Annotated in this window: 23 protein-coding genes; 7 read left to right on the top strand and 16 right to left on the bottom strand. The window is 69.7% G+C overall.

Annotation, left to right across the window (positions count from 1 at the left end; translation table 11 throughout):
- Positions 1-510 precede the first annotated feature (510 nt).
- On the top strand, positions 511-1,008 hold the full coding sequence (locus E8A74_RS37475; RefSeq protein WP_136933895.1) for a hypothetical protein: 498 nt from the start codon (positions 511-513) through the stop codon (positions 1,006-1,008).
- A 9-nt stretch (positions 1,009-1,017) separates the two neighbouring features.
- On the opposite strand, the gene hrpA is transcribed toward E8A74_RS37475, so the two are convergent.
- Positions 1,018-4,719: an ATP-dependent RNA helicase HrpA gene (hrpA, locus tag E8A74_RS37480; protein ID WP_232379928.1), complete on the bottom strand. Its 3,702-nt coding sequence runs from the start codon at positions 4,717-4,719 to the stop codon at positions 1,018-1,020.
- Between the two features lie 61 nt (positions 4,720-4,780).
- Positions 4,781-5,317: a hypothetical protein gene (locus E8A74_RS37485; RefSeq protein WP_136933897.1), complete on the bottom strand. Its 537-nt coding sequence runs from the start codon at positions 5,315-5,317 to the stop codon at positions 4,781-4,783.
- A 125-nt stretch (positions 5,318-5,442) separates the two neighbouring features.
- On the opposite strand from E8A74_RS37485, the gene E8A74_RS37490 reads away from it, so the two are divergent.
- The 4 genes from E8A74_RS37490 to E8A74_RS37505 all read left to right on the top strand — a co-directional run bounded on the left by E8A74_RS37490 (position 5,443) and on the right by E8A74_RS37505 (position 9,609).
- Complete coding sequence (locus tag E8A74_RS37490; RefSeq protein WP_136933898.1) at positions 5,443-6,195, top strand: M15 family metallopeptidase; 753 nt, start codon at positions 5,443-5,445, stop codon at positions 6,193-6,195.
- Positions 6,196-6,318: 123 nt separating this feature from the next.
- The gene (gene rnz / locus E8A74_RS37495) at positions 6,319-7,251 is read left to right on the top strand and encodes a ribonuclease Z (protein ID WP_136933899.1); all 933 of its coding nucleotides are present in this window, start codon (positions 6,319-6,321) and stop codon (positions 7,249-7,251) included.
- 92 nt (positions 7,252-7,343) lie between these two features.
- Positions 7,344-8,429 (top strand): DUF4215 domain-containing protein, encoded by a 1,086-nt coding sequence (locus tag E8A74_RS37500; protein ID WP_136933900.1) that lies wholly within the window; start codon positions 7,344-7,346, stop codon positions 8,427-8,429.
- Between the two features lie 88 nt (positions 8,430-8,517).
- On the top strand, positions 8,518-9,609 hold the full coding sequence (locus E8A74_RS37505) for a DUF4215 domain-containing protein (RefSeq protein WP_232379929.1): 1,092 nt from the start codon (positions 8,518-8,520) through the stop codon (positions 9,607-9,609).
- Positions 9,610-9,682: 73 nt separating this feature from the next.
- Here the strand turns inward: E8A74_RS37505 and E8A74_RS37510 are convergent, their stop codons facing one another.
- The 9 genes from E8A74_RS37510 to E8A74_RS37550 all read right to left on the bottom strand — a co-directional run bounded on the left by E8A74_RS37510 (position 9,683) and on the right by E8A74_RS37550 (position 15,661).
- The gene (locus E8A74_RS37510) at positions 9,683-9,922 is read right to left on the bottom strand and encodes a hypothetical protein (RefSeq protein ID WP_136933902.1); all 240 of its coding nucleotides are present in this window, start codon (positions 9,920-9,922) and stop codon (positions 9,683-9,685) included.
- A complete protein-coding gene (locus E8A74_RS37515; protein ID WP_136933903.1) occupies positions 9,919-10,545 on the bottom strand; it encodes a hypothetical protein in 627 nt (208 codons plus the stop codon). The genes E8A74_RS37510 and E8A74_RS37515 overlap by 4 nt, the downstream gene beginning before the upstream one ends.
- 112 nt (positions 10,546-10,657) lie before the next feature.
- Complete coding sequence (locus tag E8A74_RS37520) at positions 10,658-11,992, bottom strand: serine/threonine-protein kinase (RefSeq protein ID WP_136933904.1); 1,335 nt, start codon at positions 11,990-11,992, stop codon at positions 10,658-10,660.
- Between the two features lie 43 nt (positions 11,993-12,035).
- Positions 12,036-12,314 (bottom strand): hypothetical protein, encoded by a 279-nt coding sequence (locus E8A74_RS37525; RefSeq protein WP_136933905.1) that lies wholly within the window; start codon positions 12,312-12,314, stop codon positions 12,036-12,038.
- Positions 12,315-12,414: 100 nt separating this feature from the next.
- Positions 12,415-13,284 carry a hypothetical protein gene (locus E8A74_RS37530; protein ID WP_136933906.1) on the bottom strand — a complete coding sequence of 290 codons (870 nt, stop codon included), beginning with the start codon at positions 13,282-13,284 and terminating at the stop codon, positions 12,415-12,417.
- Between the two features lie 141 nt (positions 13,285-13,425).
- Positions 13,426-13,902, bottom strand: coding sequence for a DNA starvation/stationary phase protection protein Dps (gene dps / locus E8A74_RS37535; RefSeq protein WP_136933907.1), 477 nt, complete (start codon positions 13,900-13,902; stop codon positions 13,426-13,428).
- A 103-nt stretch (positions 13,903-14,005) separates the two neighbouring features.
- On the bottom strand, positions 14,006-14,548 hold the full coding sequence (locus E8A74_RS37540) for a carboxymuconolactone decarboxylase family protein (RefSeq protein WP_136933908.1): 543 nt from the start codon (positions 14,546-14,548) through the stop codon (positions 14,006-14,008).
- Between the two features lie 4 nt (positions 14,549-14,552).
- Positions 14,553-15,092, bottom strand: a complete 540-nt coding sequence (locus tag E8A74_RS37545) for a peroxiredoxin (protein WP_136933909.1) — start codon at positions 15,090-15,092, stop codon at positions 14,553-14,555.
- A gap of 119 nt (positions 15,093-15,211) precedes the next feature.
- Entirely contained in the window at positions 15,212-15,661 is a 450-nt protein-coding gene (locus E8A74_RS37550; RefSeq protein ID WP_170229662.1) for a Fur family transcriptional regulator, read from the bottom strand.
- A gap of 273 nt (positions 15,662-15,934) precedes the next feature.
- Here E8A74_RS37550 and E8A74_RS37555 point away from each other — a divergent pair, with 273 nt between their 5' ends.
- Positions 15,935-16,633, top strand: coding sequence for a hypothetical protein (locus E8A74_RS37555; protein ID WP_136933911.1), 699 nt, complete (start codon positions 15,935-15,937; stop codon positions 16,631-16,633).
- A gap of 45 nt (positions 16,634-16,678) precedes the next feature.
- On the opposite strand, the gene E8A74_RS37560 is transcribed toward E8A74_RS37555, so the two are convergent.
- Complete coding sequence (locus E8A74_RS37560; protein WP_170229663.1) at positions 16,679-21,655, bottom strand: AAA family ATPase; 4,977 nt, start codon at positions 21,653-21,655, stop codon at positions 16,679-16,681.
- A gap of 184 nt (positions 21,656-21,839) precedes the next feature.
- On the opposite strand from E8A74_RS37560, the gene E8A74_RS37565 reads away from it, so the two are divergent.
- Positions 21,840-22,202 carry a hypothetical protein gene (locus tag E8A74_RS37565; RefSeq protein ID WP_136933913.1) on the top strand — a complete coding sequence of 121 codons (363 nt, stop codon included), beginning with the start codon at positions 21,840-21,842 and terminating at the stop codon, positions 22,200-22,202.
- Positions 22,203-22,600: 398 nt separating this feature from the next.
- On the opposite strand, the gene E8A74_RS37570 is transcribed toward E8A74_RS37565, so the two are convergent.
- The 4 genes from E8A74_RS37570 to E8A74_RS37585 form a co-directional block, all read right to left on the bottom strand.
- Positions 22,601-23,416, bottom strand: a complete 816-nt coding sequence (locus tag E8A74_RS37570) for a hypothetical protein (RefSeq protein WP_136933914.1) — start codon at positions 23,414-23,416, stop codon at positions 22,601-22,603.
- Between the two features lie 204 nt (positions 23,417-23,620).
- Positions 23,621-24,808 carry a hypothetical protein gene (locus E8A74_RS37575; RefSeq protein ID WP_136933915.1) on the bottom strand — a complete coding sequence of 396 codons (1,188 nt, stop codon included), beginning with the start codon at positions 24,806-24,808 and terminating at the stop codon, positions 23,621-23,623.
- Between the two features lie 2 nt (positions 24,809-24,810).
- A complete protein-coding gene (locus E8A74_RS37580; protein WP_136933916.1) occupies positions 24,811-26,034 on the bottom strand; it encodes a hypothetical protein in 1,224 nt (407 codons plus the stop codon).
- Positions 26,035-26,073: 39 nt separating this feature from the next.
- A partial coding sequence (locus E8A74_RS37585; protein ID WP_136933917.1) for an RNA polymerase sigma factor occupies positions 26,074-26,997 on the bottom strand: 924 nt, incomplete at its 5' end.

Raw genomic sequence — 26,997 nt, forward strand, 5'->3', positions numbered from 1 at the left:
ACGACCCTCCTCCACCCCCCTCACGACCCTCCTCCAAGAGGGTCCCACCCCTCCCGAAGAGAGCGTCGACCGTCTCCCCAAGATGTCCGGACAAATCTGGACAAATCCGGACAAATTCTTGGACATGTCCGGTCCCCGTCAGCGCCCTGCCGCCACCCTCCTCCCGACGATTCCGACCCTCCCGCGGGTGGGTACGACCCCCCTCGGAGACACGCAAACCCCTCCCCGACCCCGCGTCCCCCTCCCCCGACAGACCATCGAAATCATTCACAAATACTGCTTCGTCCCCCCTCCCGCCCGGAGCCCACCGGAGCCCGTCAGGACCCCCATCCTCCCCACGAAAAACGCACCCGTCGTGGCGTGAGAAACGACCCTCTCCACCACCGTCTCACCCCTCCTCCGACCCTGGCATACCTATTGCTACTCTTTCCCTCGACCGCGACGCAATCCGCGTCGAGGCCACATTCGAAGAACCCTCACCCTTCCCGCAAGGAAGAGGAGACCCTCCTCATGAGTGATCCCAAGCATCCCAAGGCCGGCGACCGCACCATGGACCTCAGCGACATCGAGCTCGTCGATATCACGCCCGACCACGTCGCCCACTTGAGCAAGCTCCGCGATGGGCACGCAGGGGCCATCGCGGCCCTGCTCCTTTCAGACCCGGCGGCCCGGCAGCAGGCCGGCCTGAGCGAGGTCGAGGTCGCGGAGCTCGGCGCGCTCTGGCAGGACTTCCAGCGAATCGAGGAGGTGCTCCCCGCGGTCGAGAAGCTCCTCGAGCTGCTCCACGAGACGCGGCTCGTGCGGGCGCACGAGATCGCCTATCGCCTCGGCGAGATGGCGCATCAGGTGCGGCGTCGGGCCGAGAGGTCCGCGAAGGGCGCCGAGGTGGCCGCGCCGTTCGAGGCGCTGCTCGAGTACCACTTCGCGACGGGGCAAAAGGCCGCGGCCGCGCGCGAGAAAAACAAGAAGGAGGCCGAGGCGCCGGCGTCGACGAACACGCCGGCCTGATCCGCCCCCTTAGCCCGATAACACCCGCCAGAACTCCGAGAGCCGCTGTGGCGACACCGTCACAGCGGTTTTTAGCTCCGGAGCAAAAAGCGACACGCGAAGCTCCTCGATGAGCCATCGGTACGTGTCGAGGTCCTCCCCCGGGACACCACGCCCCCGCAAGCCTTCGTGGTGGTCGAGGTAGTTTTTCCAGAACGGTAAGACCTGCTCGGCCTTCGATTGGTCCTTCTGCGGGCCATTCGGCATGCGTTCGAGCCGGATCTGCACGGCACGAAGATACCGCGGCAAATGCGCGAGGCGCTCCACCCGCTCGCGCAGGAACATGCCCGGCGGGATCAGGTGGTCGAGCTGCATTCGGATTTCCGCGAGCGCAGCGCGGGGCGCGCCGGGTTTGCCGGAGAGCGCTCGGAGCGCCTGTTCCGCGCGGGAGAGCTCGGCCCCGATTTCCTGTGCGAGCTTGCCGAGGCGGGAGATGCTGGCGGCGAGCTCGACTTTGCCGGTGTCGAGGCGCGCGAGGAAGTCTTTGCGCGTGCGCGGGAAGCGGCCGGCGTCGTTCAAGCCAAAGGCGTCGTCGAGCGCCCGGAGCACGATTTGCCGGCGCAACGGGACGCCGCCCGCGCCCGCGCGTTCGGCGAGCGCGCCCGTGGCGACGGCCGCCGAGACCTGGTGCTCCATCTTGTTCATCGGCATGCTCATTTGCAGGAGAAAGAGCCGCCGCAAACCGCCGCGTGTCGCAACATCTGCCGCCTCGCGCGAGGCGAGCACGCGCAGGGCCACCGACATGTCCGTGTCGACGAGCGCCGGATACCCCGCGAGCTTGCGCCCCGCGACCTCGATACGGACCTCCTCGGGCAAGGTCTCGAAGCTCCACGAGGTGAGGCCCTCGCGTTCGAGCGTGGCCTTCGACGCGCCCGCCCAGGCATCCCGCGCGCGTTTCGCGAATCGCTCCTTGAGCGCCGCGAGGTCCCGCCCCTCGCCCACGACGCGGCCCTCTTCGTCGAGGACACGGAAATAGAATCGCAAAAAGGGCGGGAGCTCGTCCGGGCGGAGCGCGTCCATCGGCACGCGCACGCCCGTGCGTTCCTGGATCGATCGGGCGAGGGCTTCGAGCATCGGGCCCTCGAAGGGGCGATGGCGCCGCGCGAGCTCGGCCGCGAGCTCTTTCACGCCGCCGACCGATTTGCGGACGGCCTTGGGCATCGCGTCGAGCAGCCATTCGATCTTTTCGGCGTGCCAGCCGGGGAGGGTCCATTCGAGCACGGCCGGATCCGCCTGCGGGAGGAGCGCGAGGGGCAAGGTGATCGTGACGCCGTCGTCGTCCTCGCCGGGGTCGAAGCGGTACGTGAGCGGCAATTTGGTGCCGTAGAGCGAGAGGGTGTCAGGAAATCGCTCGGGCGTAAGCTCGTCCGCCTCGCCCTGGAGGACGTCCGCGAGCGAGAGCTCGAGCAGGCGCGGGTTCTCCGCCTCGGCCTCCTTGCGCCAGGCCTCGAACGTCTTGCCGCTGTAAATGCCCTCGGGGACGCGCTCCTCGAAGAAGAGGGTGAGGGCATGGTCGTCGGCGAGCATGTCGCTCTTGCGCGCCTTGTCCCGCAGCCGCTTCACCTCGTCGAAGAGCTTTTTGTTGTGCTCCATGAAGCGCGCCTTCGTCGCGTATTCCTGCCGGACGAGGGCGTGCGTGAGGAAGATCTTGCGCGAGGCCGCAGGGTCGAGCGGGCCATAATGGACCTTCCGGTCCCGGACGATCGGCAGGCCGTAGAGCGAGATCTGCTCGCGCGCCATGACCTGCGCGGGTTTCTCCTCCCAGTGCGGGTCGCTGTGGTGCTTGCGGCAGAGCGATCCGCCGGCCTCTTCGAGCCAGCCGGGGTCGACGCGCGCCGCGGTGCGGGCGAAGAGCTGCGAGGTCTCGACGAGCTCGGCCGCCATGATCCACGCCGGTGGCTTTTTCGATAAGCCGCTCGACGGGTGGAGCTGGAATCGCGTTTGTCGCGCCCCGACATACGCCTTGGCCTCCTGGCTCCACATGCCGATCTTGCTGAGCAGCGCCGGGACGATGGCGCGGTGCACGGCGTCGCCGCCGTCGCCCTGCGTGCCCTCCACGCGGAAGCCCATCTCCCGCACGATCTGGGAGATCTGCTGGTGGATGTCGCTCCACTCGCGCATGCGGAGGTGGGAGAGGAAGTTGTCGCGGCACCATTTGCGGAGCTGGTTTTTCGAGAGGCGCGCCTCGGCCTGCTTGTAGGCGTGCCAGAGCTTGACGAGGGCCGCGAAATCGCTCTGCTCGTCACGAAACTTGCGGTGTGCCTCGTCCGCCTGCTTCTGCGCGGAAAGGGGACGCTCGCGCGGGTCCTGGATGCCGAGCGCCGACGCCACGACGAGGACCTCGCGGAGCGCGCCCTCCGCCTCGCCGCCGAGGACCATACGGCCGAGGCGCGGATCGAGGGGGAGCCGCGAGAGCTTTTTGCCGATGTCCGTGAGCTCGCCCGCCTCGTCGATGGCGCCGAGCTCTTCGAGGACACGATACCCTTCGTCCACGGCGCGGCGCGGGGGCGGGTCGAGGAAGGGGAAATCGCGGATGTCGCCGATGCCCAGCGATTTCATCTGCAAGATGGCGCCCGCGAGGCCGACCCGTAAGACCTCGGGATCGGTGTAGGCCGGGCGCAGCTCGAAGTCGCGCTCTTCGTACAGGCGGAAGCAGACGCCGCTGCGGATGCGGCCCGCGCGGCCCTTGCGTTGCTCGGCGCTGGCGCGCGAGATGGGCTCGATCTGGAGCGCCGTGACGCCCGAACGCGCATGGTACCGATTGACGCGGGCGAGGCCGGCGTCGATGACGTAAACGATGCCGGGGATCGTGAGCGAGGTCTCGGCCACGTTCGTCGCGAGGACGATACGCCGCTGCGGCAAGGGGGTGAAGACGCGTTGCTGCTCGGATTGCGGGAGCCTGCCGTAGAGCGGCAGGACGACGGTGTGCGGCAGGCCGTGCGAATGCAGCTCGTCCATCGTCTCGTGGATCTCGCGCTCGCCGGGCAAAAAGACGAGGATGTCCTCGCGGGGGTCGAGCTCGGTGATCTCCTCGATGGTATTGCCGACCGTCTCGGCGAGCTCCGTCTCTTCCTTGCGAGGCGGCCGATGGATGACCTCGACCGGGTGCGTGCGGCCCGAGACCTGGATGACGGGCGCGCCGTCGAAGAACGCCGAGAATCGCTCGGTTTCGAGCGTCGCGGAGCTGACGACGACACGCAGGTCCTTGCGGCGTGGCAGGATGCGCTTGAGGTAACCGAGGAGGAAATCGATGTTGAGCGTGCGCTCGTGGGCCTCGTCGACGATGAGCGTGTCGTAGGCGCGGAGGAGCGGGTCGCTCTGGATCTCGGCGAGCAAGATGCCGTCCGTCATGAAGCGGACGTACGTCGACGGGCTTGTCCGGTCGGCGAAACGAATCTTGTAACCGACCTCCTTGCCGAGGTCGACGCCGAGCTCCTTGGCCACGCGGGCCGCGACGCTCGTGGCCGCAATACGCCGCGGCTGCGTGACGCCGATCCGCGCGTGGAGGCCACGGCCCATGGCGAGCGCGATCTTGGGGAGCTGCGTGGTCTTGCCCGAGCCAGTCTCGCCCGCGATGATCACGGCAGGGTGGTCGTTCATCGCCTGCGCGATGTCGCGCACGCGCGCAGAGATGGGCAGCTCTTCGGGGAACTCGATGGGCGATCGACTCACGGCGGCCGAGGGATAGCATCCCGGCAAGGGCCGCGCTTGTGCTCCGATGACCTCCGGCTCCCTACATCCGCGCCTTGCGCACGCGCGCCGTGAGCTCGGCGCCGAGCCAATCGAGGAATTCGGCGTCCCAGGGCGCGCCGCGCGGATATCGCGCGCCGATCGCCTCGGCGAGCTCGAGGTCCCAGCGGCCGAAGAGCGTCGTGAGCCGATCGTGCATCTTACGGCCGCGTGGGACCCGTGGATCGCCCTCGTTTTCCGCCGCGGCGAAGGCCTCGTCGCAAAGGTAATAGTTGCACGTGGCGCTCCTGCGATCGGGCGGGAGGACGCAGCCGGCCTCGCCGAGGTAGCCGCATCGCTCGGGGAAGGGCCCGCTCGGCGGGGCGCGTCGAATGGAGAGGCCACGCGTTTGCGGGACGAGGCGGCCTTCGTGGATTTCGGCCAGCAAGAAATCACGGCCGCCGAGCGATACGATGCGGCCGATGTCGGCCCAAGCCACGGCCGGCGGGGCTTCGCAGCAGCCGGCGCGCCCATGCGGGCAACGCGCGCAGAGCGGCGACAGGAGGAGCGTGTGAACGCCGGCGAGTTCGAGCCGAATCATGCGCCACGACTGGATACCAGGGCGCGCGCCCCCCGTCCACGCGGGTACGAATCGGACGGGATATGTCCGAAGTGGGGCTTCCGTGGCGCTCGCTCGTTATTTCTTTCTGGTAGTCTCGTGCTCTCGTGATCGAACCACGCGACGACCGCCGCGCCCTGCGTCGCGCCCTGCCTGGGCACGTGGCGCTCGGGCTCGTGTTCGCGCTGGCGGTCGCGGCGGCGGCGCACGCGTCGAGCGCGCCCGAGGTGCCGCTGGAAGGAATTTCCTGCAACGAGCAAAAGCCGCTGCCGTTCCTGGTGCGCGGCAACTACGCGCTCCAGGACGGGATACCGGCCGAGGAGCGCAAAGCCCGCATCGACATGCAGACGCGGGCGCTCCGATTCCGGACGGAGCGGTATGGAAGGGCCTTTGGCACGGCGCCGCTCGAATGGAACGAGCACGTGGCCGCCGACAACATCGAGCAGGTGCGCTTCCTCGGGCTGCCCGTGCAGGTGAACCGACGGATCGTGCCGGCCCTGCGCTGCGTGGAGCAAGCGATCTCGACGCGCTGCGGCCATACCCCCTACGAGCCGAAGCGCCTGCTCGGCGTGCGCGGCAAGAACACATTCCACAACGGCGAGGTCTCGAACCACCTCTATGGGATCGCGATCGACATCGATCCCGAGCGGAACCCGTGCTGCCGCTGCGTGGAGCCTTTCCCGGATCACCCGGCGTGCCGCAAGCGGGAGGCGACCGCGTACGAGCGCGCCGAGCTCCCGCGCTGCTGGATCGAGACCTTCGAGCGTTACGGCTTCTACTGGCTCGGGCACGACCGGCTCGAGGACACGATGCACTTCGAGTTCCTCGGCGACCCGGACCGGATCACGTCCACGCCGTAACACTGAAACGCAGGATGGCAGGGGCCCGCGCGCGTGGTACGTTCGTCCGGTCGGTCCGGCGACAAACCATCCGTTCGATGGGGGATGCGCGCGGACGATCCGAACGACGGCCCCGAAACCCCCATGTCGAGCCTCCGCCTCACCTTCCTCGGAACCTCTGCCGCGGCCCCGACCGCGTACAGGAACCTGTCCGGCCTCTTCGTCAAGCGCGAAGGGCAGAGCTTCCTCTTCGACTGCGGCGAGGGCACCCAGCGGCAGATGATCCGCTACGGGACGGGCTTCGCGCTCGACGCCGTGTTTTTCACCCATTTCCACGCCGACCATTACCTCGGCATCATCGGATTTTTGCGGACGCTCGGCATGCTCGGCCGCACCGAGCCGCTCGCGCTCATCGGCCCCCGGAACGCCGCGACGTTCCTGCCGAAGGTGATCTGCCTCGGCGCCGAGGAAGCGCCCCTGCCCGTGACAATCGCCGAGGCCGAGCCGGGCGACGTGGTCTTCCGCGGGGAGGGGTATCGTATCGAGGCGTTCGCGACCGATCACCGCATTGCCTCCGTGGGCTACGCGCTCATCGAGGATCCACGACCCGGCCGGTTCGACGCGGCCGCAGCGCGCGCGGCCGGCGTGCCCGAGGGGCCGCTCTTCGGCAAGCTGCAGCGCGGCGAAGCGGTGCGGCTGCGGGACGGGCGTACGATCACGCCCCGCGAGGTGATGGGCCCCCCGCGGCCCGGGCGGCGGATCGTGATATCGGGCGATACGCGGCCTTGCGAGGGCACGACACGCGCGGCGGAAGGGGCGGACGTGCTGGTGCACGAGGCGACGTTTGGTGATCAGGAGCAGGCGCGCGCGCGGGACACGCGGCACGCGACCGCGCGGGAGGCGGCGCTCGTGGCGCGCGACGCGGGCGCGCGGCGGCTCGTGCTCACGCACCTGTCGACACGATACGATCGGGATCCGGACATTCTGCTCGACCAGGCGCGCGAGGAGCTCGGGGAGCGGACGCCCGTGATGGTGGCCGAGGACGGCGACGGGATCGATCTGCCCCTGCACGATTGACGCGCCGGATAAGGAGGGCCGGCCCCGCTTGACGTTGCCGGCGATCCGGCCGAACATGGCGCTCCTTTGTCGCGTTTTCCCCGGGAGTCGCCATGAAAAACAAGAGCTACGCGGGACTGTGCCTGGCCCTCACGCTCTTCGCCGCCTGCTCGCTCGTCAACGCGCCCGATCCCGTGAAGGGCAGCGGCGAGGGCGGCGAGGGCGGCGAGGGCGGGACCGGCGGCGGGGTCCCGTCGCCCTGTGGAAACGGCGTGTATCAGACCGGCGAGGAATGCGACGACGGCAACGACATCGAGACCGACAGTTGCCTCTCCACCTGCAAGAAGCCCACATGCGGCGACGGGTTCGTCTGGGAAGGCGTCGAGGGCTGCGACGACGGCAACATGGTCGAAGACGACGGCTGCACGAATGACTGCAAGCTCTCCACCTGCGGCGACGGTACGATCCAGGAAGGCGAGGATTGCGACGACAGCAACACCGACGACACCGACAACTGCACGTCGGCGTGCAAGGTCGCGACCTGCGGGGACGGCTTCGTCCACGCGGGGATCGAGGCCTGCGACGACGGGAACAAGGACGACACGGACGCGTGCCTCCAAGGCTGCATCGCCGCGGCGTGTGGCGACGGGTTCGTCCAGGTCGGCGTCGAGGAATGCGACGACAGCAACCTGTCGGACGCCGACGGGTGCGTCGGGGGCTGCAAGAATGCGATCTGCGGCGACGGGTACGTGCGGGTCGGCGTGGAGGAGTGCGACGACGGCAACCTGCTCGGCGGCGACGGCTGCGGGCCCGGCTGCACGAAGGACAACCTCCTGCCGCAATGCATGAACTACGCGGTGCTGAGCGAGGCGGAGCGAAACGTCAATTACAGCGGCTCGTCGGACTGCGACAGCAACCTGATCGGGGAGGGCTGGTACCGATTCATGGGGGACGCGGGCGTGCAGATGCCCACCTTCGTGCCGCCCGAGTTTGCCTGCGGCACCGACGCGCCGGGCTGGCTCCAGGGCGCGTACCCGCAAAGCCAGGGCCAGGTCGTGAACGCCACGGTGTGCTTCAACTGGTCCGGCAACAATTGCTTCTGGTCGTCCTCGATCCAGATCGCGCATTGCGGAGGTTTTTACGTCTTCTACCTGCCGCTGACGCCGGTCTGCAACCTCAGGTACTGCGGTACGAACTGAGGTCGTCCGATCCCGCGTCCGCTTGACGTTGCCGGCAATCCGGCCGAACATGGATGGTATCTTTGCTGGATCTTGCCCGGGAGATGCCATGACCGCCTTTCGCCACGCTGGGATATTTCTCGCCGTCACGCTCTTCGCTGCCTGCTCCCTCGTCAACGCGCCCGATCCCGTGAAAGGGAAAGGTGAGGGCGGCGAGGGCGGCGAGGGCGGGACCGGCGGCGGCGGACCGCCCTCGCCCTGTGGAAACGGCGTGTATCAGACCGGCGAGGAATGCGACGACGGCAACGACGTCGAGACCGATAGCTGCCTCTCCACCTGCAAGAAGCCGACATGCGGCGACGGGTTCGTCTGGGAAGGCGTCGAGGGCTGCGACGACGGCAACATGGTCAACGACGACGGCTGCACCAATGACTGCAAGCTCTCCACCTGCGGCGACGGCACGATCCAGGAGGGCGAGGATTGCGACGACGGCAACATGGACGACACCGACAACTGCACGTCGGCGTGCAAGGTCGCGACCTGTGGTGACGGCTTCGTCCACGCGGGGATCGAGGCCTGCGACGACGGGAACATGGACGACACCGACGCGTGCCTGCAAGGCTGCATCGCCGCGACGTGCGGCGACGGGATCGTCCAGGTCGGCGTCGAGGAATGCGACGACATGAACATGTCGGACACCGACGGGTGCGTCGGGACCTGCAAGAACGCGGTCTGCGGCGACGGCTTCGTGCAATCCGGCGTGGAGCAGTGCGACGACGGCAACCTCCTCGGCGGCGACGGCTGCGGGCCGGGCTGCGCGTTCGACAACCTCCTGCCGCAGTGCATGAACTACCTCGTGCTCGACACGGCCGACCGGAACGTCGGATACGTCGACATAAACACGCGGGACTGCGACACGGCCATGAACGGGAGCTGGTATCGCTTCATGGGCGCCGCGGGCACGCAGATGGCCACCTCGCCGCCCGCCGAGAACGTCTGCGCGACCCACGCGCCGGGCTGGGTCCAGGGGGCCTATCCGCAGGCCCAGGGCCAGGTGGTGAACGCGACGGCGTGCTTCAACTGGTCCGGCAACCCGTGCAACTGGTCGTCGGCGATCCAGATCGCCCATTGCGGGAGTTATTACGTGTTCCAGCTCCCGCCGGCGCCGGTCTGCTCGCTTCGTTATTGTGGGACGAACTGAAAGGACGAAGGGGCCGGATCTACCGGCCCCTCACCCGCGCGGCCGCCCGTATCATGCGGCTCGCGTCCCTGCCTCAATCCTGGGCCGAGATTTCCTTGTCGAGCGTATCGAGCTCCGACTTGTAGTTCGTCGGGCTGATGTCCTTCTCGGCCTGGTCGTCGTAATCGGCCGCGGTCGGGATGTCCTTGTCGTCGAGGACCACCGGGGCCGCGGCGGCGCCGCCCGTCGTCCCGCCGCCCTGGGGCTTCGGCTCTTCACAGGCGAGGGCGAGCAAAGGCAACGCGAGGAGCGCGAGCACGATCGAGCGATTCATTTCTCACCTGCCTTCTCCGCGGGCTTGCCGTCCGCGCCCTTCGCGCCCGTGGCCTTCGCGTCGTAGTTCGTCATCCACTTCTCGTGGCGCGCATTCTCCTTGTCGAGGAGCTTCTGCACGCGCTCGGTCGCCTCGGTGTCCTTCGCCTCCTCGGCGAGGTCCTTCACGCGCTCGAGGCGCGCGAGGCGGCGCGCGTGCCGCTCGAGCTCCTGCTTCATGGCGACGGCCATCGGCTGGCCCTTCAGCGCGGCCGAGACCTTCTTCTTGAGCGCGTCGCGCTCGTCCTTGGACTTCGTCTTGCGCGCTTCCTTCTTGGCCTTGCGCTTCTCGTCCCGCGCCTTCTGATCCGCCTCGGATTCGGCCGGGGCCGCGGCCGCGTCGGCGCCCGCGTCTTTGTCGGCCTTGTCGTCGGGTTTGCCCTTGTCGTCGGGTTTGCCCTTGTCCTCGGGCCCCTTGCCCCCTTGTTCGCCGGCCTTCGGGTTTGCCTTCTCCGGGCCCTTGCCTTTGTCCACGGCCGGGGTAGGCCGCGGCTCCCGGGGCAGGTCCGCAGACGCCACGCCCGTCACGCCGAGCAAGCCGCCCAGCACGAGGGCCACAGCGCCCTTCTTCCACAAAGCATTCATCGTAGATCTCCCTTCGCGCGCCGCCCCCCACCGAGGGGTACCCACGGCGCTCGTCGATCTGCTCGAAGCGGGGTGGACTTTATCGCGGATGGGTCGGCGCGGGCAAATCCAATTACGGATTCGTGAGGCCGCGCCCACGCGTGCCGCGAATCGACAAGGAGCCGGGCGCCCCCTCGATCGCGTATTGCTCTTCGAGCAGGTGCGCCGTCGCGTCGTCGATGCGCACGGGCGGCTCGTTCGCGTCGGCGCGCGGGCGTTCGAGGGAGCGCGTGCCACGCTCGATCACAGAGGCCGATAACCCCGACCCCGGCGGCAAAGCCCCGCCGGTCACCAGCGACAATCGAACCCCGGTCACTTGTTTTACCAGGTCGAGCGCCGCGTCGGCCGCGCGCAGGAGGCCGTCGGCGCATTCCCCTTCGAATACCACGGCCACGCCACGACCGAGCAAGGGAATGACCACCCCGCCATGTTGTTCGGCGATGCGCTGGAAGAGGGCGCGCGTCCGGCCCACGTTGCTCGACAAGGGCAATCGGCCGAAGATCACGCCGACGAGGTGATCGTCACTCGGGACGAGGGCCGGCGGGAGCGTGATGTCCGCCGGAGGCGCCGCGCCTTCGAGGACCACGCGCTCGATCGCCGCGAGGGCGTGGGCCATCTCGCGGGCCGAGGAAAACCGCGCATCGGGGTCACGCGCGAGCGCCCGCGCGACGAGGGCGTCGAGCGCAGGCGGCGCGTCCGGCCAGACATCCGAGAGGCGCGGCGGCGCCTGCAGGACGATCTTGGCGAGGACGGAGAAGGCATCCTCGCCCGCGAAAGGTTTTTTGCCGGAGAGCAGCTCGTACAGGAGCACGCCGAGAGAAAACAGGTCCGAGCGGGGGCCGATCTCGGTGTCGCCCCGGGCTTGCTCGGGGGACATGTAAAAAGGCGTGCCGAGCGCGACGCCGTCGACGTTCTCGGAGGCGCTGTCGTGCGCGACGCCGAGGTCGAGGAGTTTCACCAGGAACGGCGCGCCTTCGCCCTGCTCTGCGAGGAAGAGGTTCCCCGGCTTAACGTCGCGGTGGACGATGCCCGCCTCGTGCAACGCGAAGAGCCCGAGCGCCGCCTGGCGCGTGATCCGGAGGGCATCGGCCGTGCCGAGGCGCGCGCCCGAGGCGCGCATGCGGTGCGCGAGGTCCTCGCCTTCGAGCCATTCGAGCGCGAGGTAGGGGCGGTCCTCCGCGTCGATGCCGGTGTCGACGTACCCCACGACGTGCTCGCTCGTGATACGCGCCGAGAGCCGCGCCTCGCGCTGGAATCGCTCGCGGGTGATCGGGTCGACGGCGAGGTGCTCGTGCAGGCGCTTGATCGCCACAGGCACGCGGCGCTCCTGGTCGAAGCCCCGAATGACCTCCGCCGTCGCGCCAATGCCGACGCGCTCGGCGAGCGTGAATCGATCCGCGCTCCCCATCACCCGCGCCCCAATGCGACCGTTCCCCCCCCGCCCATACTCCTCAGTGCCAGGCCGACGCGGTCCGGACCGCCTGGCCCGTCCGGTCGTGCTCGGCCAGAAGCTCCGTCGAGCGCGCACGGCAGCCGCTGCACGAAGGGAACGTCGAGCCGTGCAGGCAACGCAGCATCACCGCCTCGCCCGTCTGCATCTCTTCGGGTTCGAGGTGGCGGCCACACGCAATGCAATGGATGTGGTGCGTGTGTGTGTGCGTCTGTGCCGCGGGCCGCGGCGGCGCGAGGGCCTTGCGCTCGCGCTTCGTCAATCGCTTTTCTCGCTTCATCGCTCGTGTTCCCTGGCCGGGCCGTTCGAGGCCCTCGTCGGGTCATACGAGGTTCGGCGCACGCGGGCAAGGGCTTGTTTTGTGCGCCGCGTCTCGGGCCCTACGGCGCGCCCGTCGGTCCATGGCTGCCCCACTCTTCGTGGAGCGAGAGCGCGCCGAACGTGCGCCGCACGCCGCTCCCGGGCCCGCGCTCGTCCTCCTCGTCGCGCGCCTCCTTCCCGCCGCCCGCGCCCTTGCCGCGAAGCGCCTTCGGTCCGCCGCGGGCGATCGGGACGACGACCGCAGCGCGCCGCGAGCGCGTCTTGCGCCCCGCGCGGCGGGTCCCGCGGAGGCGGCGCATGCCGGCCAAAAAGCCGAGGTACACGCCGAGGAACGTCGCGCCGGCCCACGCCGCGAGCGCGCCGAACGCGAACCCCGCGGCCTTCACGCCCGCGTCGCCGCGCCCGAGATTCGCCATGCTTTCCAGGGATCCGCGCATCCCGGCCACGTCCTCCATCGGCCTGCGCAGCGCGGCGAGCTTGCCCATCGGATCGTCGAGCTTCGCGACCTTGCCCATCACGCCGTCGAGCGCCGCGACCTCTTTCATGGGCTCACGCAGCAAGGCCACGTCCTCCATGGGCTTTTCCAGCCGCGTGAGGCCTTGTTCCATGCTGCCCATCCGCGCTTCGAGGCGCGCCATGCCCGCGCCGAGCCGATCCATCACGGGGCCGAGCGCGGCGACGTCTTTCATCGGCGCTTCGAGGCTGGAGAGCCGCTCCATGGGCCGGCCGAGCGCGTCGAGCTCTCCGGCCATTCGCTCCATGTTCGAATTCGACCGTCCGAGGACATCGGCGGCCTCGTTCATGGTTTTCGTGGTTTCCTGGATGGCGCGCGTGTTCGTCTCGATCATCGATGCCACGCCGCAGCCCGTGATCGCAGGCGCGAGCAGGGTGACCAGGACGACGAGCGTGCTCCTTCCCGACGAGCTCATGCATGGAAGCATCGATTGGGAGACGCTGCGCGTCAACGCATTCGCGCGGTGCGCAAGGACAGGTTATGTCCTAGGTTCGAGACGGGGCGATCGGGGGCGAGAGGCGGGAGGAAACGGAGGGCGCCGGGATTCCTTTTGTGCTCAGCCTTCCAGGCTCGCGAGCAGGAACCAGGTGTGTTTGTCGAACGTCGTGATGATGTTCGTGAGCAGGTCGGACGTGTCGGCGTCGCGGTTCTCGTCGGAGATCACGCGCGAGGCGTGCAAGCCCTGGATGTAAAGGGCGAAGCGCTCGGCGAGGTGGCGCACGTGGTCGAGGCCACGCGTGGTCTCCTGCGGATACTCGGGCAGCCGCGAGGAGGCCGCGACGTGGCGCGCCGTGCCGACGGCGAGGCCCCCGAGCGTGACGGCGCGCTCGGCGATCTCGTCGTTGAAGGCCGCGAGCTCGGTCGCGAACGTCTCGAAGAGCGGATGCAGGGCGGCGAAATGCGGGCCCTTGATGTTCCAGTGCGCGACCTTGATCTGGCTGTGCAAATCGAGGCCGTCGGCGAGGCGCTCGTTCAGCGTCTTGACGATGGCGACGCGGGCAGACTCGGGCAAATGGCTAGAACTCGCGTACATGAGGAACTCCTATCGAAATCCGAGATGTTCGTCCTTCTGGAACACGGCGCCCCGCCGCGCGGGGGGCAGCGCAGCGAGGCGCCGTGTCCGAAGGTTTGGGAGGTTAAACCGCCCCGGCGGTGATCTCCAGCGCGACCGTCGCCGCCTGGATCGTCGCGGCGATGCGCACGGCGTCGTGCACATGGTCCTCGCCGAGACCGCCCGCGAGGACGGCCACCTCGTGCGACTTCACGCACGCCTCGCAGCCGTTCATGGCGCTCACGGCGAGGCTCATGAGCTCGAAATCGGCCTTCGACGTCTTCGGCTGGCCGATGCGGTTCATGCGGAGCTTCGGCGAGCGCTGCGAATACGTCTCCTTTCCGATCATGTGCCGGAACCGGTAATACACGTTGTTCATCGCCATCAAGGTCGCCGCCGCATAAGCGTCGTCGATGACGGCGTCGGCGTGCTCGAGCTCCGCGCGCGCCTGCTCGATGAACGCCTCGCGGAGCGGCACGCAACGCGCGTTCGCCGCCGCCGCGATGGCGATCCCGAGCCGCTGCGCCCGCGTGAGGGACGAGTCACCCTCGAGCACCGATTGCAGGTTCAGCTTCGTGTCCCGCGCGGCGTCGGGCAACTTCGCGCGGATGGCCTCGAGCGCGCTCATGGCTTCAACCCGCCTCCAGCGTCGGCTGGCCCTTCACCCAGTTGCACGGGCAAAGCTCGTCGGTCTGGAGCGCGTCGAGGACACGAAGGACCTCGTCGACGCTGCGGCCGACGGAGAGATCGTTCACGCCGACGTGCCGGATGATGCCGTTCGGGTCGACGATGAACGTCGCGCGGAGCGCCACGCCCTCCTGCGGGTGCAGGACGCCGAGGGCCTGCGAGAGCTCACGCTTCGTGTCGGCGACCATCGTGAACGGCAGGTCGCGCAGGTCCGGGTGCTGCTTGCGCCACGCGAGGTGCACGTATTCCGTGTCGGTGCTGATGCCGAGGACCTCGCAATCGCGATCCTTGAAGTCACGATAACGCTTGCCGAAGCCGGCGATCTCGGTCGGGCAGATGAAGGTGAAGTCCATCGGCCAGAAAAAGAGCACGGCCCACTTGCCCTGGAGGTTCTCGCTCTTGATGTCGTGGAACTCCTTGCCCTGCTCGAGGCTCACGACGCCCTTCAGGTTGAACGAAGGCAACTTCTGCGAAACGGTCAACATGTGTCTCTCTCCTTGGTTCTCTCTATCGAATCCAGAATCCGTTTTGTACTCTGTCCAGCTCTGGACCGCGTCTAAATATTCGGCGCAAAAAAGCCGCCATGCTCGGGCACGCGGACGCGTCAGGAGGTGCGGACCTTCTTGAGCTTGCCGCGCAGCACGACCTGGTATTCGTGCACGTCGAAGCCTTCGAGCGCGTCCACATTCGAGACGGCGAGCGCGCTCCACGGGACGTCGTGGATGGCGCCCGTCTCCTCGTCGATGAAATGATGGTGAGGTTCGAGGTTCGGATCGAACACCACCTTGCCCTCCGCGAGGACGTGGGCCCGAAGCAGGCCCTTGTCCACGAAGAGGTTCAAGGTGTTGTAGACCGTCGCCCGCGACACCATCGGCAGCGCCCGCTGGACCTTCGCGAAGACCTGGTCGGCCGACGGGTGCTCGTCGGTCCGCAGGACGTACTGCGCGATGGCCAGGCGCTGCGCCGAGGGGAGCACGCCGTGCCGTTCGAGGAGCTCTGCCTCGTTCCGCACAGTGCTCGCCGGGATCGGCTTGGCTGGCTTCGTCGGCCTCACGGGGATTAGACTGTGTCTAAACCGAGACCCTGTCAAGAACGGCGAACGATTTCTCGCAAGGCCACGGTCGAGAGCGGCGCGTGAGCAGGGTTCGCGCGTGCAGGCAGCCCGAGCGCGCGTGGCGGCCGCCCTGCGCAGACGAGGGCACGCCCGCCCGTCCGGACGAACCATTCCGGCACGCCGCATGCGAGAAAACGAGGGGGTTCGTGGGGGCCGGCCGGGCATCGTCCAGGCAACGGCCCTCAGGCGTGAAGAAACACGGGAGACGTACGCATGGACAACAAGGACATTGGCAATACGACGAGCACCCGGCCGCCCGAGTTCGACCGGCAAGAGCGCGAGCGTTCGATGCAGGTCGTGACGGCCGGCTCGCTCGTGGAGGCCCTCGGCGGCGTGGCCGCCGTCGTGCTCTCGGTCCTCGGTCTGGCGGGGATCGCCCGGCAAACGATGATCGCCGTCGCCATCATCGCGATCGGCGCCGCGCTCCTGTTCGCAGGCGGCGCGCTGGCCTCGCGGTACTCGCAGTTCGCCTCGCGCGTGAGCGGGCAGCGCGTCGACGAGATGGAGTTCGGTGGAGGCGTCGGCGTGGAGTTCCTCACGGGCGCCGCAGGCGTGGTGATGGGCGTGCTCATCCTGCTCGGCATCGCCCCGCTCACGCTGTCGGCCGTGTCCGTCGTGGCGTTCGGCGGCGGTCTGCTCTTGTCGACGGGCGCGACGAGCGCGGTGAACCAGCTCGGCGAGGCGTTCCCCTACGATCGGCGCGTGCGGATGGCGCGCGAGGCCGTGCAAGGCGCGGCCGGCGTGCAGGCGCTCGTGGGGATCGGCGCCGCGATCCTCGGCATCCTCGCGCTGCTCGGGATCCAGCCGTACACGCTGCTGCTGGTAGCGCTGCTCGGTCTCGGCGGAGGCGTCTTGATCTCGGCGTCGGCCGTGAGCGGGCGGATGCTGGTCGGGATGCGTGGGTTCCGCTGAGCCGGAGCTCGCGATGGCCACGAAGGACCCCCGCGCGTTCGTCTGTCAAGACGACCTGGCGCGGGTCCGGGAGAGCGCCCAGGCGACCGCGCCCTTCAAGGTCGCCCGGGTGGCGATCCCCTGCATCGCGTGGTCGAGGTCGACGAGCGTGCGCGCCACCGCGGCGCGAATGCCGGAGATGACGACCTCGGCCCCGAGCAGGCCCACGGCCGAGGCCGCGGCGACGAGCGCAGACGCGACGCTCGCCGAGGCCCCACGCACCCCCGTGATGTCGAGGATCAAGACACGCGCGCCGCTCGACGAGACGCCCGCGAGCGCCACCGAGAGGATCTCGCCGGCGCGGCGCTCGTCGAGCACGCCGAGCAGGGGCATCACGACGATCCCGTCCGCGATGGGCAGGAGGGGCGCCGAGAGCTCGCGCAGGCGCTCCTCCTGCGCTTCGAGCATCGCGTCGTTTAGCGCTTCCTTCTCCCGCTCGGCGCGCTCGCGCTCGAGGAGTTCGCGTTCGAGCTCGGCGGTGCGCACCCGGACCTCGTGCTCCAGGCGCTCGTTCGCGAGCCGCTGCGCCTCGTGCATGCGCTGGATGCTCGCCACGAGCAGCGCATTCTCCACGGCAATCGCGGCCTGCGATGAGAGGAAAGAGGCGACCGCGATGCGCGCGTCGTTGAAGACGTCGGCCACCGAGCGGTTCTCCAGGTAGAGCACGCCCGCGAGGCGGCCACGGTGGGCCATGGCGAGGCAGAGGAGCGACCTCGGCCGGCGCTCGGCGAGGTACGGATCCTTGGAGAACCTATCGAATCCGCGGGAGCCGCCGAGCACGACGGGCGCGCGTGTCGCCGCAACTTCATCGACGAGGTCGCGCGGCAGCTCCTCGCCGGCCACGCGCGCCGCCTCGACGCCGACGAGGACACGGTCGGGGTCGATCGTCATGGCCGCCTCGACGTGCAGGCCCGAGCCCCGATCGAGCAGGAGCACGGCGCGCTGGGCGCCCGCGGTCTCCACGATCACGCGCATGACCCGATCGAGCAGGACGTCGAGCACGATCTCCTCGGCGATGGCCCGCGTCGCGCGCATGACGGCGCCGAGATCGAACTCGCCCGCGAGCACGCCCGGCAAGGGCGCGGCCGAGGGGCCGACGCTGCGGCGCGGCAGGAGAAAACCGTACCGCTCGCGGAGCATGTCGACCTTGGTGATCGCGCCCCAGCGGAGGTAGGCCTGGTACGCCTCGCCCATGTACGCCCGCGCGACCGTGTCGCGGCGTCGTTCGAGGTGGAAACGCGCGGCGAGCTCGTTGGCGAGCGCCTCGTCCCGCGAGACGCCGCTCTCGGCGGCCGCGCGGACCGCCTTCTCGTAGAGCGAAAGCGCCGAGGCCTCGTCCCCCGCGGCGCGCGCGCGCTCGGCCGAGACGAGGAGCCATTTGCGCTCATAGTTTTCAGGACACCGCGCCGCGAGGGCCGCAAGCACGGCGAGGATCACGTCCACCCGCGCCAGACGGGACGCGCGCTCGGCGGGGAAGCCCGAGCTGTCGAGGAGGAGCGCGAGCGCGAGCCAGACGGGCAGGTCCGTCGCGAGGAACTCGCCTTCGACGTCGGCGAGGCCGGGCGTCGCCGCGAGCGCCTCGCGCGCCGCGCCCGCCGCGTCCTCGTGCAGGAGGAGGAGCTCGGCGCGGCGCGCGTGCCCGTAGAAGCGCGCCCGCGCGCGGCCCGCGCCCTCGTCGGCCGCGAAGAAGGTGGCCTCGTCGAAGTCGTCGCCGTCGAGGCTGCCGGGAGCGCGGGTCCGCCCGAGCAAGCTGCGCACGGCCTGCAGGCTGACGCGCGCGGTGAGATCGGCGGCGACCTGGCCACACGGAGCGCGGTGCGCGAGGGCGAGGCTGCGCTCGGCCTCGTCGCAAGCGCGGGCGAGGTCGTCGCCGAGCTCGAAGCGCGCGGCGAGCACCTCCGCGGACGCGCGGCAAGCCGTGGACATGTCGCCCACGGCGGCGGCTTGGCCCACGGCGCGGTGGAAATGGAAGAGCGCGAGGCGCCGGGGGCGGCGCGCGTGCAGGATCGAGCCGACCGCGAGGTGCACGCGACACGCGAGCGGCCCCTCGCCGAGGTCCTCCGCGAGCGCGAGGGCGACGTCGCCGAACGCCTGCCCAGCCTCGGAGAGCTCGGGAAGGACGAACAAAGCAGCGCCGTAGGCCGCATAACCGACGGCCGACGCCTCGGTGTTGCCGTGGGCCATGGACGCGCGCACCAGCGCGGCCGCGACGAGCCCCGTGGCCGAGCGGCTCACGGCGCCCGCAGGCGTGAGCACTTCGAGGAGGAGCGCCATCGTGGCCACGGCCTCCGGGTTCCGCGCGGCGGGGAGCGACAGCAGCGAGCCCGGCGCGCGGCCGGCGAGCTCCGCCTCGATCGACCGCGCCTCCTGGACGAGCACGGCGCGCCGCTCGGCCTCGCTCTCCGGCACGACGAACACGAACGCGCCGAGGTCCCGCGCCCCCACGCGGAGCGCCTCGATCGGATGCTCGGCGGCGGCTTGCCGCGCGACCTCCAGCCGCTGGGCCTCGATCCGCTCGAGCTTCGTCCTTGCGCCCGCGGCGAGCGCGGCGACCAGCGCCTCGGCCGCGCCGCGCGGCGCACGCGTCACGAGGCAGGCGCTAAGCTCGCGGGTCAGATCGAACCAGAGCGCGTGGGGCTCGTCCCCGGCGAGGGCCGCGAGCCCGGCCTCGAAGCAGCCGATCGCCTCGGCGAGCGCGCCGATCGCCTGGAGCCTCCGGCCCGCGAGCAGATCCCGCTCGGCGAGGGCGCGCCGCTTTCCCTCGTCCCGCATCGCCGCGAGCCCTCGGTTCTGCTGGCGGACGGCCGCCAGCATGTCGTGGTCGCCGTGCTCCCCGCGCGTGGCCAGGATCTCGCCGAGCCGCAGGTGCTCGTCTTGCCGCCGTGACGCGGGGATCCGCGCATACACGGCCTCGTGCACGCGCTCGTGGGAGAAGGCGTACGGCACGTCCCACGCCTCCCCCGGGGAAGGCGGCGCCGCGGAGGCGTGCGCGAAGCGGTAATCGGACGAGAGCGGCAGGACGAGGCCCGCTTCGAGCGCGGGCCAGAGGTCCTCGGCGACGGCGGCGGGCTCCCGCTCGGCCACGCACGCGAGTGTGCCGAGGTCGAAGCGCGGGCCGAGGCAGGCGGCGAGCTCCAGGATCCGCTGCGAGCGCGCCGGCAGCGCCGCGACCCGCTCCCCGACGAGATCCCGCGCGCCCTCGGCGCCGAGGTGGTCGCGGACGAGCTCGACGTCCCAGCGAAAAGCGCCCGCGCCCGCGTCGAACCGCACGAACCCCTCGGCGTGGAGCGCGCGGAGGGCCTCGCGCAGGAGGAACGGGCTGCCGTGCGTGGCCGCCGCGAGCACGTCGGCGAGATCGGCGACGCGCTCCTCGGGCGCGCCGAGCGTATCGCCGAGCAGCGCGCGCACGTCCGAGGGCGCGAGCGGGCCGACCGCGATCTCCGTCACGGCGACGCCTGCTTGCCGCAGCTCGCGCACGTCGAGGAGCCGCGCCTCGTCAGAAGGGGCGTTCTCCCTTCGCGAGAGCACCACGCAGAGCTGCTTCGCCGCTGCGTCCGCGCAGACGACCCGCACCACGGCGATCGAGTCCGCGTCGGCCGCGCCGACATCGTCGAGGAAGAACACGAGCGGGCCTTGCCGGCTCGCCGCGTCGAGCAGCGCGCGCACGAGCACCGCGAGCTTCCCGCTCGACGCGGCCGCCGACATCGGCGGTTGCGCCTCCCGCTCGCCGAGGGCCGCTTCGAGCTCCGGGACGAGCGCGAACAGCGCCGCCGCGCCTGCGTCGACCGTCCGCGCGAGCTCCCGCAAAAAGGCGCGCGCGTCCTCGGGTGGCCCGCCGAGGATCCGCCGCACGAGGTCCCGCAGCGCCGACGACAGAAGCCCACACGGCGCGGGGCTCGCGAGCGCGTCGGCCCTGCCCTCGGCGAAGACCCCTCCGCGCAGCGCCGCCGCGCTCTCCAGCTCGCGCGCGAGCGTCGACTTGCCGACGCCTGCCGGCCCCGAGAGCACGATCACCCCGAGCCGCCCGGACGCGGCGCGCTCGAAGGCCTGGGCCATCTGCTGCCGCTCCCGCTCCCGCCCATAGAGCTTTTGCGGCAGCACGAGCTCCGCGCCGAGGTCGTGCCTGCCGAGGGGAAACGGCTCGATCCGTCCGTGTTGCTCCCACTGGGATGCGCAGTGCGCGAGGTCTGCTTCGAGCCCGCGCGCGCGCTGGTAACGATCGTCGGCCGATTTCGCGAGCAGCTTGACGAGGATGTCCGACACCACGCGTGGCAGCTCGGGCACGAGCACATGAGGCGGCACCGGGACGCGCGCGATGTGGGCGTGCACGAGCTCCAGCGGCTCTTCCATCACGAACGGCAGCGCGCCGGTCGCGAGCTCGTACAACGTCACGCCGAGCGCATAGAGATCGGCGCGATGATCCACGACGCGGTTCATCCGGCCCGTTTGCTCCGGTGCCATGTACGCGAGCGTCCCTTCGATCGCCGAGGCGGCCGCGATGCGCCCGTCTTCGCGCTGCAACCGCGACGCGTGCCCGAATCCGATGAGCTCCACCTCCAGCGTCCCGTCGTCGACCAGGAGATTCGCGGGGCAAACGTCCTTGTGCACGAGCCCCACGAGGTGCACGCGATCGAGCGCGCGCGCGATCGCGGCGCCGAGCCGAAGCAAAAGCCCCACGTCTTGCCGCCCGCCGCGCAGCCGCTCGACGAGCGGCCGTTTGCCCGCGTCCGAAAGCACGAGCGCCACGCCGTTGCGGCACGGCGAAAGCCCGAGCGCCTCGGGCACGCAGGGAAGCACGAGCCCTCGCATCACCAGGAATTCGTGCCGGATCCGCGCCACGTCACGCGCGACCGGGTAATCCTCGTTCAGCGCCTCCACGAGGACCGGCGCACCATCGACGTCCCGGTACCCTCGATAAAGCGTGGTCACCTCCCCCTCGAGGACGACCTCCGTGAGCGTGTGCCCCTCCAGCCAGAACCTCATCGGCCCAGCCATCCGTCCCCTCGCGCCTCGCGTCAACCGCGCTCGCAACGACGTTGGTCCGGAACGACCATACTTGTGACCCGCGACACAGGCATTCCGGATTGCTTTGCAGGCCGATTCTTGGCGCGCCTCTGCGAAGCGGGCCGGGTATCGTACCGGGTCGAACCTCGCTGCGTTTGCCGTTATGGCCCAAGCACCTCCGCGCACGCCGCCCTCCGAAACGCCGCTCCCGCTCCTCGCGTCGGCGGGGCTCCTCGTTGCGCTCGTCGGCTCGGCGCTCGCGCACCGCTCGTTTCTCCTCGCCGGATACCTCGCGCTCGTCGCGCTCGTGCCCGTCCTCCCGCGCGAGCGCCTGCGCGCGCTCGGCGTCGCCCTCGCGTGGATCGGCGTCGTCGTTTGTCTCGTCTCGATCGTCCTCGTCCCGCTCGGCGCGCGCGTCTCGGCCGTGTATCTCCCGGGCTGCGTCGTCCTCGTCATCCGTGTCGCCGCCCTCCGCGCCGCGTCCACGCGCGCGTGGGCCCTCGGCGGACTGGATTCCTCCGGCTAGCGGCGGCGGCGGGCGACCTCGACGCCGCGGTCGTGGCGCATGAGGCTGCCGATCAGCGCCTCGGGATGCTCCCCGACGCCGACACCGACGCAATGCGGGCGGCAGATGGCCCTCGCCTGGCCCCCTTGGCCTCGCACCCCCACGGGGCTCGGCGCTCGCCCATCCCCCTCGGTGCTCGAATCGCGCCCGTCCTGGCTTCTCCCCGCGCGGGATTGCGAAGGCCCCCCAACCCGCGTGGCGTTTGCTTCCCCTGCCCCGCCTTCGGGGGCGGCCCCGCCTGGGCGCGGCTCACAGCGTCTCGCGGTCGGCTCGCGCCGGAGCTTCCCACGTCCGGCCGTGGGAGGGGGTCGAACCCCCGCCCGACCTGACCCACGCCCACCCCGGCGCGGGGTCGATCCTCAGCCGACCGGGCCGCCGGCCGGATCGGTCGTCGTTTGTGTCGCAGGCCGGGTGGCCTCGACCTGCCCCGTCTCCGGGTCGATGTCCTCGATCGTGCGGCGAGCCCTGAGATAAACCCGGATCGCCTCGTTCTGCGCCAGGATCGGCCCCAGGAGGTTCTGGCGCGCGAGGAGATCCGCCTCACTGTCCGAGGGATGGAGGCCGAGGATCATGGCCACCGCCTGGAGCATCAGGCTTTGCCCTTTGGCCCGCGCGTTCTTCACCTGGCCGAAGGAGACGTTCTTGGCCGGCGCCGCGATGGCGGCGCGGTAGGACTTCTCGAGCTCGACGAGGCGCGCGACGCGGCGCCCGAGGCCGAGCGCCTGCGTGACATTGGACCACTGGGGCGATTGCGCGCGGCTGATGATTCGCTCGACCTCTGCGAGCTCTTCGGGGAAGGGCAAGGTCGTGATGGCGGCGACGCCCTTTGGAAAGAGCTCCGCCTCGAGCTTGGCGGCGTCCTCGCCGAGGGTATCGCCGGGGGCTGAATCTCGCGCTTCTGCGTTGATGGCGTCGCGGAACGCGCCGAGCGCGACATCGACGAGGATATCGATCTGTTTGGTCTCGGGCGAATACTGCGCGGCGTCCTTGTCGGAAGACCAGCGAGCCTCGAGATTACGCGTCATGCGGTCGTGATCGATCGCCACGTCGCAATGAGCGGCGAGGGCGGCGTGGCCCGCGGCGCTGGCGGCCTTCTTGACCTCCTGCATGGCGAAGAGGCGTCGTCCCGTGGAAAAGACATAAAGCGTCAGCAAAGTGGTGAGCGTCGCATCCATAGATAGGAAACTCCTGGAGTTCGACGCGAATCGTCGTTGTGATGCTTGCCAAAGGCAAGAGAAAAGGAGGGACGCGTCGCGGCGGTGACGAACGACCGGCAAAAGAGGACGATGGAGCCGAGAGGTGCTTGCCCAAACGCGCGCGCCTCCATCGTCCCCTCACCTACGCTCTTGCCCGGACGCGGCAAACGGTCACCGGATTTTTTACTCGGCGAACTCGAACGGCGCGAGGCAGCAGAACGTGACGGCCTCTGCGGGGTCTTCCGAGGCCGCGCCCGTGGGCTCCCCGCCCGTCGCGAGGCAGAGGCCAGGAACGTACGCGAGGTCCGTGATCGCCTTGGCCCCGAGCGCGCGGCCCGGCAGGGAGACGTTCGTGCACTGCTCGATGACCGAGGAGATCGGATCGTTGGAGAACTCAGACGTGCATGCCGCATCGTCGTAGAGCCTCATCGACGCGAGGCACGCGCTCCCGACCGGGTTCCCGCCGCACGCGCACGCCGTGCAGCCGCGCGTGTCCACCGGCAGCTCCCCGTAGAGATGGATGGGCGTGTACCGGTCATAGTTGCCGGGGCACTTGTCGTGTTTCCCCCGGAGCGCGACGCACTGGAGAAACGGGTACGGGAGGTCGTGCATGCATCGGTGCGTGGAGGTCTTGCACGTCCCCTCGCGCTCTTTCGCTTCGCAAGCGAGGCCCATCCAGGCCCACTCGGTCGACTTGGTGAACGTGGCCGGCTTCGTGATCGCCGGGCACGCCTCGCTCGTCGGGCCGGGGAGCGGAGAGGCGTAGACGGACTGTGCGCAAAACTCGCCGCCGCAATCAACCCCCGCCGGCAGGGCGTTCGTGCTCGTGCACGAGCCGTCCCAGCCGGCGGGTCCCCCGAAAGGGAGCGCGGGGGCTCCGTTCTCCGCGCAGGTGCCAGCGCGGACCTCAATCGTTTCGGGGAGCTTGGTGCACGAGCCTTCCGAGGCCGGGCACGAGCACTCGCACGCCGCGGGGGGCGCGTCGAGGTACGCGTAGCGTCGGTACTTCTCGAAAAACTCCACGTCGTCGCCGTAGCCGCCCAGCTTGCGCGCCTCATCGCAGTTCGCGGGCGCAAGCTCGCGGGGACCATACCAGAGGAGCATCGGCGTGCGTGGCCAGTCGCCCGCTGACTCGCTGCTCGGCTCGGGGACGCAGCGGCCGGTGCACGTGGCGGCTTCCTGCTCCGGCTCGGGAACTTGGACGTTCGCGTCGTCGCTCGCGTCGGTGCCGGCGTCGAGCTCGTCGAGGCACCGCTTCGTCGGCCTGCGACCGTTCGGATCGCAGTCGCTCCACGTGGAGTCGGGGGGGACGCTGCACGCGGAAGCCAACGCGACGACCACGATGAGGAGCGGACGAGACGACTTGTGCACGATCAGAACTCCCATGTGCCGAGGATCGACGCGCTGACCATGAGCGGAGGAGTCTCCGAGACGACCTGTGTCCCGACGCCCACGAGCACGCCACTGGACAAACCTAACAGGTCCACCGCACCCTGTACAGCGAAGGAGCGTGCGGGGACAAACCTCGCCCCGAGGCGCCCGCCGACGCCAGGCTTGAAGAGGTAATCCGTTCGAGGCTTGAAGGCATCGTCAGAGAACGCGACCCTGATCACCCCGAGATGCCCGATGGCGCACCCGAAGGCCCAGCGGTAGTGACCGCACACGCTCGCGATCCCGCCCGCGGTCATCGCGCTGATCGGCTCCCCGCCCACTCCCGTCGTCAACCACGCCGCGCGCCCTTCGAGACCGAGCGACACGTACTCGTTTGGCCGAAAGCTCCCTCCCGCCACGACGCCTACGGCCGGCATCCACGACGCCACCCCGAGCACGACGACCGGCCCCGCGCCGATCGACCAGCGCGTCGGCGCAGGCCTCTCCACCGGCTTCGGATCCTCGTACCCGAAGGGATCTTCCTGCTTCGTGTACGTCGACTCGTGTCCAAGCTCGTTCGGTGAGTCACCCGATGAAGAACGGTTCTCACGCGTGAGAAGCCTCGGCTCGCTGTCGAAGTCCGCGATCGGCTTCAGCTCCAGCTCGATCCGCATGTCCTCTTTCGGCACCACACGGAACGTCCTCGCGTCGTCGACGAACCCGGGCAGGCTCGCGCGCACCTCGTGCTCGCCCGCGAGCACGAACATCGCGAAGGCCGAGAACCCGGATTCGTTCCGCGGTTTGCCGTCGAGCGTGGTCCGCGCGCCTGCGTGGGAGATGATCACGTCGACCCAAGCGCCCTTCGTCCTGACGACCTCGTATGCATCCGAGAACGTCTTGCGCTCGGCCGGGGTCGTATTCGCGTGCTTGATCGCGTCGAGCAGCAGCTCCGCCGCGTGCGCGGGCCGGTCGTGCACCATGAGCACGCCGAGCCGTCCGGCGACCACGGAATCATGCCGGATCGCCAGCGCGTCGGCGTATGCAGCCGCCGCATCGTAGAGGCGTCCCTGCGCGCGCTCGCGATCTCCCTTCGCGACGTGCGCGGCGAATGCGCTCTCCCGCGTTGCCTGCGTGAGCGAATCTGCGTGGACGAACTGGGGTCCCTCGCCGCGTGCAGGCGAGGCGAGAGCGATAACGAGCACAATCGGGGCGAGACGCGCGCGCACGCCCTACGGATACGGCATCCGGCCCCCCGCGAGAAGCAGCTACCGCATGTCGAGGAGCGTGGTCTCGGGGAGCTTGAACTTGATCTCCTTGCGTTTCGGGGGGGCGCTCGACCGCGCCTCGGGCTCGGGGGTCGGTTCGTTCGCGGCGACGGCGTTCGGAGGCTCGATCGTGGATTCGTCGAGGGCGGCGTCGCTTGCGGCCGACACCTTCGCCGCGCTCGCGGCGACCTCACGCGCGACGCCGACGTATGCAGCCCGGGGCGCTTCATCGCGCGGACCTGGAAGCAGGAGCAAGGCCGCCATGATCACGCTCGCCACGTGACCGAGCATCGGCGCGGCCCTCTGCACGAGGAGGGCAAGCGGCCCGCTCGGCGGCATCGGTGGCACGACGCTGTAGGAAGCGTCGCGGAAGTCGCGCATCTCTCTCCGGAGGTAGCGGCGCACGCGGAGGGCGCGCATTTTCACGGCGGCTTTCGAGATGCCGAGTTCCTCGCGTGCTTCGTCGAGCGTGTACGCTTCGAGGTAGACGAGGAAAAACACCTCGAACAAGATATCGGGCATCACGTCGACCGCGGCATAGAGGCGCTCCCGCGCCTCGCGGAGTTGCGCGCTCACGTCGGGGGAAGGGCCGGGCGCAAACGCTTCCACCGCGACGTCTGGCTCCGTCACGATCACCTTGCTGCGTCGACGTAGCGTGCGCCGATGGCGCCGGTACACGTTGTTCGCGATGCCCATCGCCCAGCGCCGGAGCTCCCCGTCGGAGTGGTACGTGTGCAGGCTGCGGACGCCGCGGATCAGCGTGTTCTGCGCGAGATCATCGGCGTCGGCGTGCCCGCAGCGGAGACGCGCGAAGCGCTGGACGAGATCGGGACGAAGGGCGAGGAGGTCGCCGAGGAGATCGGGTTGGTTCTGGTTGTTCCCCACATCCGCTTCTTGCCCGCAGCCGGAGAACGGTAACCGGAA

Origin of the sequence: Polyangium fumosum, from assembly GCF_005144585.1 — a bacterium.
In the GTDB taxonomy this organism is placed as follows: Bacteria; Myxococcota_A; Polyangia; order Polyangiales; family Polyangiaceae; genus Polyangium; species Polyangium fumosum.

Excerpts from the sequence above, each read along its gene's own strand:
- E8A74_RS37565 (WP_136933913.1), top strand. The coding sequence starts at position 21,840 with ATGGCCCAAGCACCTCCGCGCACGCCGCCCTCCGAAACGCCGCTCCCG.
- E8A74_RS37570 (WP_136933914.1), bottom strand. The coding sequence starts at position 23,416 with ATGGATGCGACGCTCACCACTTTGCTGACGCTTTATGTCTTTTCCACG.
- E8A74_RS37515 (WP_136933903.1), bottom strand. The coding sequence starts at position 10,545 with ATGAATGCTTTGTGGAAGAAGGGCGCTGTGGCCCTCGTGCTGGGCGGC.
- E8A74_RS37540 (WP_136933908.1), bottom strand. The coding sequence starts at position 14,548 with ATGAGCGCGCTCGAGGCCATCCGCGCGAAGTTGCCCGACGCCGCGCGG.
- E8A74_RS37525 (WP_136933905.1), bottom strand. The coding sequence starts at position 12,314 with ATGAAGCGAGAAAAGCGATTGACGAAGCGCGAGCGCAAGGCCCTCGCG.
- E8A74_RS37510 (WP_136933902.1), bottom strand. The coding sequence starts at position 9,922 with ATGAATCGCTCGATCGTGCTCGCGCTCCTCGCGTTGCCTTTGCTCGCC.
- E8A74_RS37520 (WP_136933904.1), bottom strand. The coding sequence starts at position 11,992 with ATGGGGAGCGCGGATCGATTCACGCTCGCCGAGCGCGTCGGCATTGGC.
- rnz (WP_136933899.1), top strand. The coding sequence starts at position 6,319 with ATGTCGAGCCTCCGCCTCACCTTCCTCGGAACCTCTGCCGCGGCCCCG.
- E8A74_RS37475 (WP_136933895.1), top strand. The coding sequence starts at position 511 with ATGAGTGATCCCAAGCATCCCAAGGCCGGCGACCGCACCATGGACCTC.
- E8A74_RS37560 (WP_170229663.1), bottom strand. The coding sequence starts at position 21,655 with ATGAGGTTCTGGCTGGAGGGGCACACGCTCACGGAGGTCGTCCTCGAG.
- dps (WP_136933907.1), bottom strand. The coding sequence starts at position 13,902 with ATGTACGCGAGTTCTAGCCATTTGCCCGAGTCTGCCCGCGTCGCCATC.
- E8A74_RS37485 (WP_136933897.1), bottom strand. The coding sequence starts at position 5,317 with ATGATTCGGCTCGAACTCGCCGGCGTTCACACGCTCCTCCTGTCGCCG.
- E8A74_RS37500 (WP_136933900.1), top strand. The coding sequence starts at position 7,344 with ATGAAAAACAAGAGCTACGCGGGACTGTGCCTGGCCCTCACGCTCTTC.
- E8A74_RS37555 (WP_136933911.1), top strand. The coding sequence starts at position 15,935 with ATGGACAACAAGGACATTGGCAATACGACGAGCACCCGGCCGCCCGAG.
- E8A74_RS37530 (WP_136933906.1), bottom strand. The coding sequence starts at position 13,284 with ATGAGCTCGTCGGGAAGGAGCACGCTCGTCGTCCTGGTCACCCTGCTC.
- E8A74_RS37505 (WP_232379929.1), top strand. The coding sequence starts at position 8,518 with ATGACCGCCTTTCGCCACGCTGGGATATTTCTCGCCGTCACGCTCTTC.
- E8A74_RS37545 (WP_136933909.1), bottom strand. The coding sequence starts at position 15,092 with ATGTTGACCGTTTCGCAGAAGTTGCCTTCGTTCAACCTGAAGGGCGTC.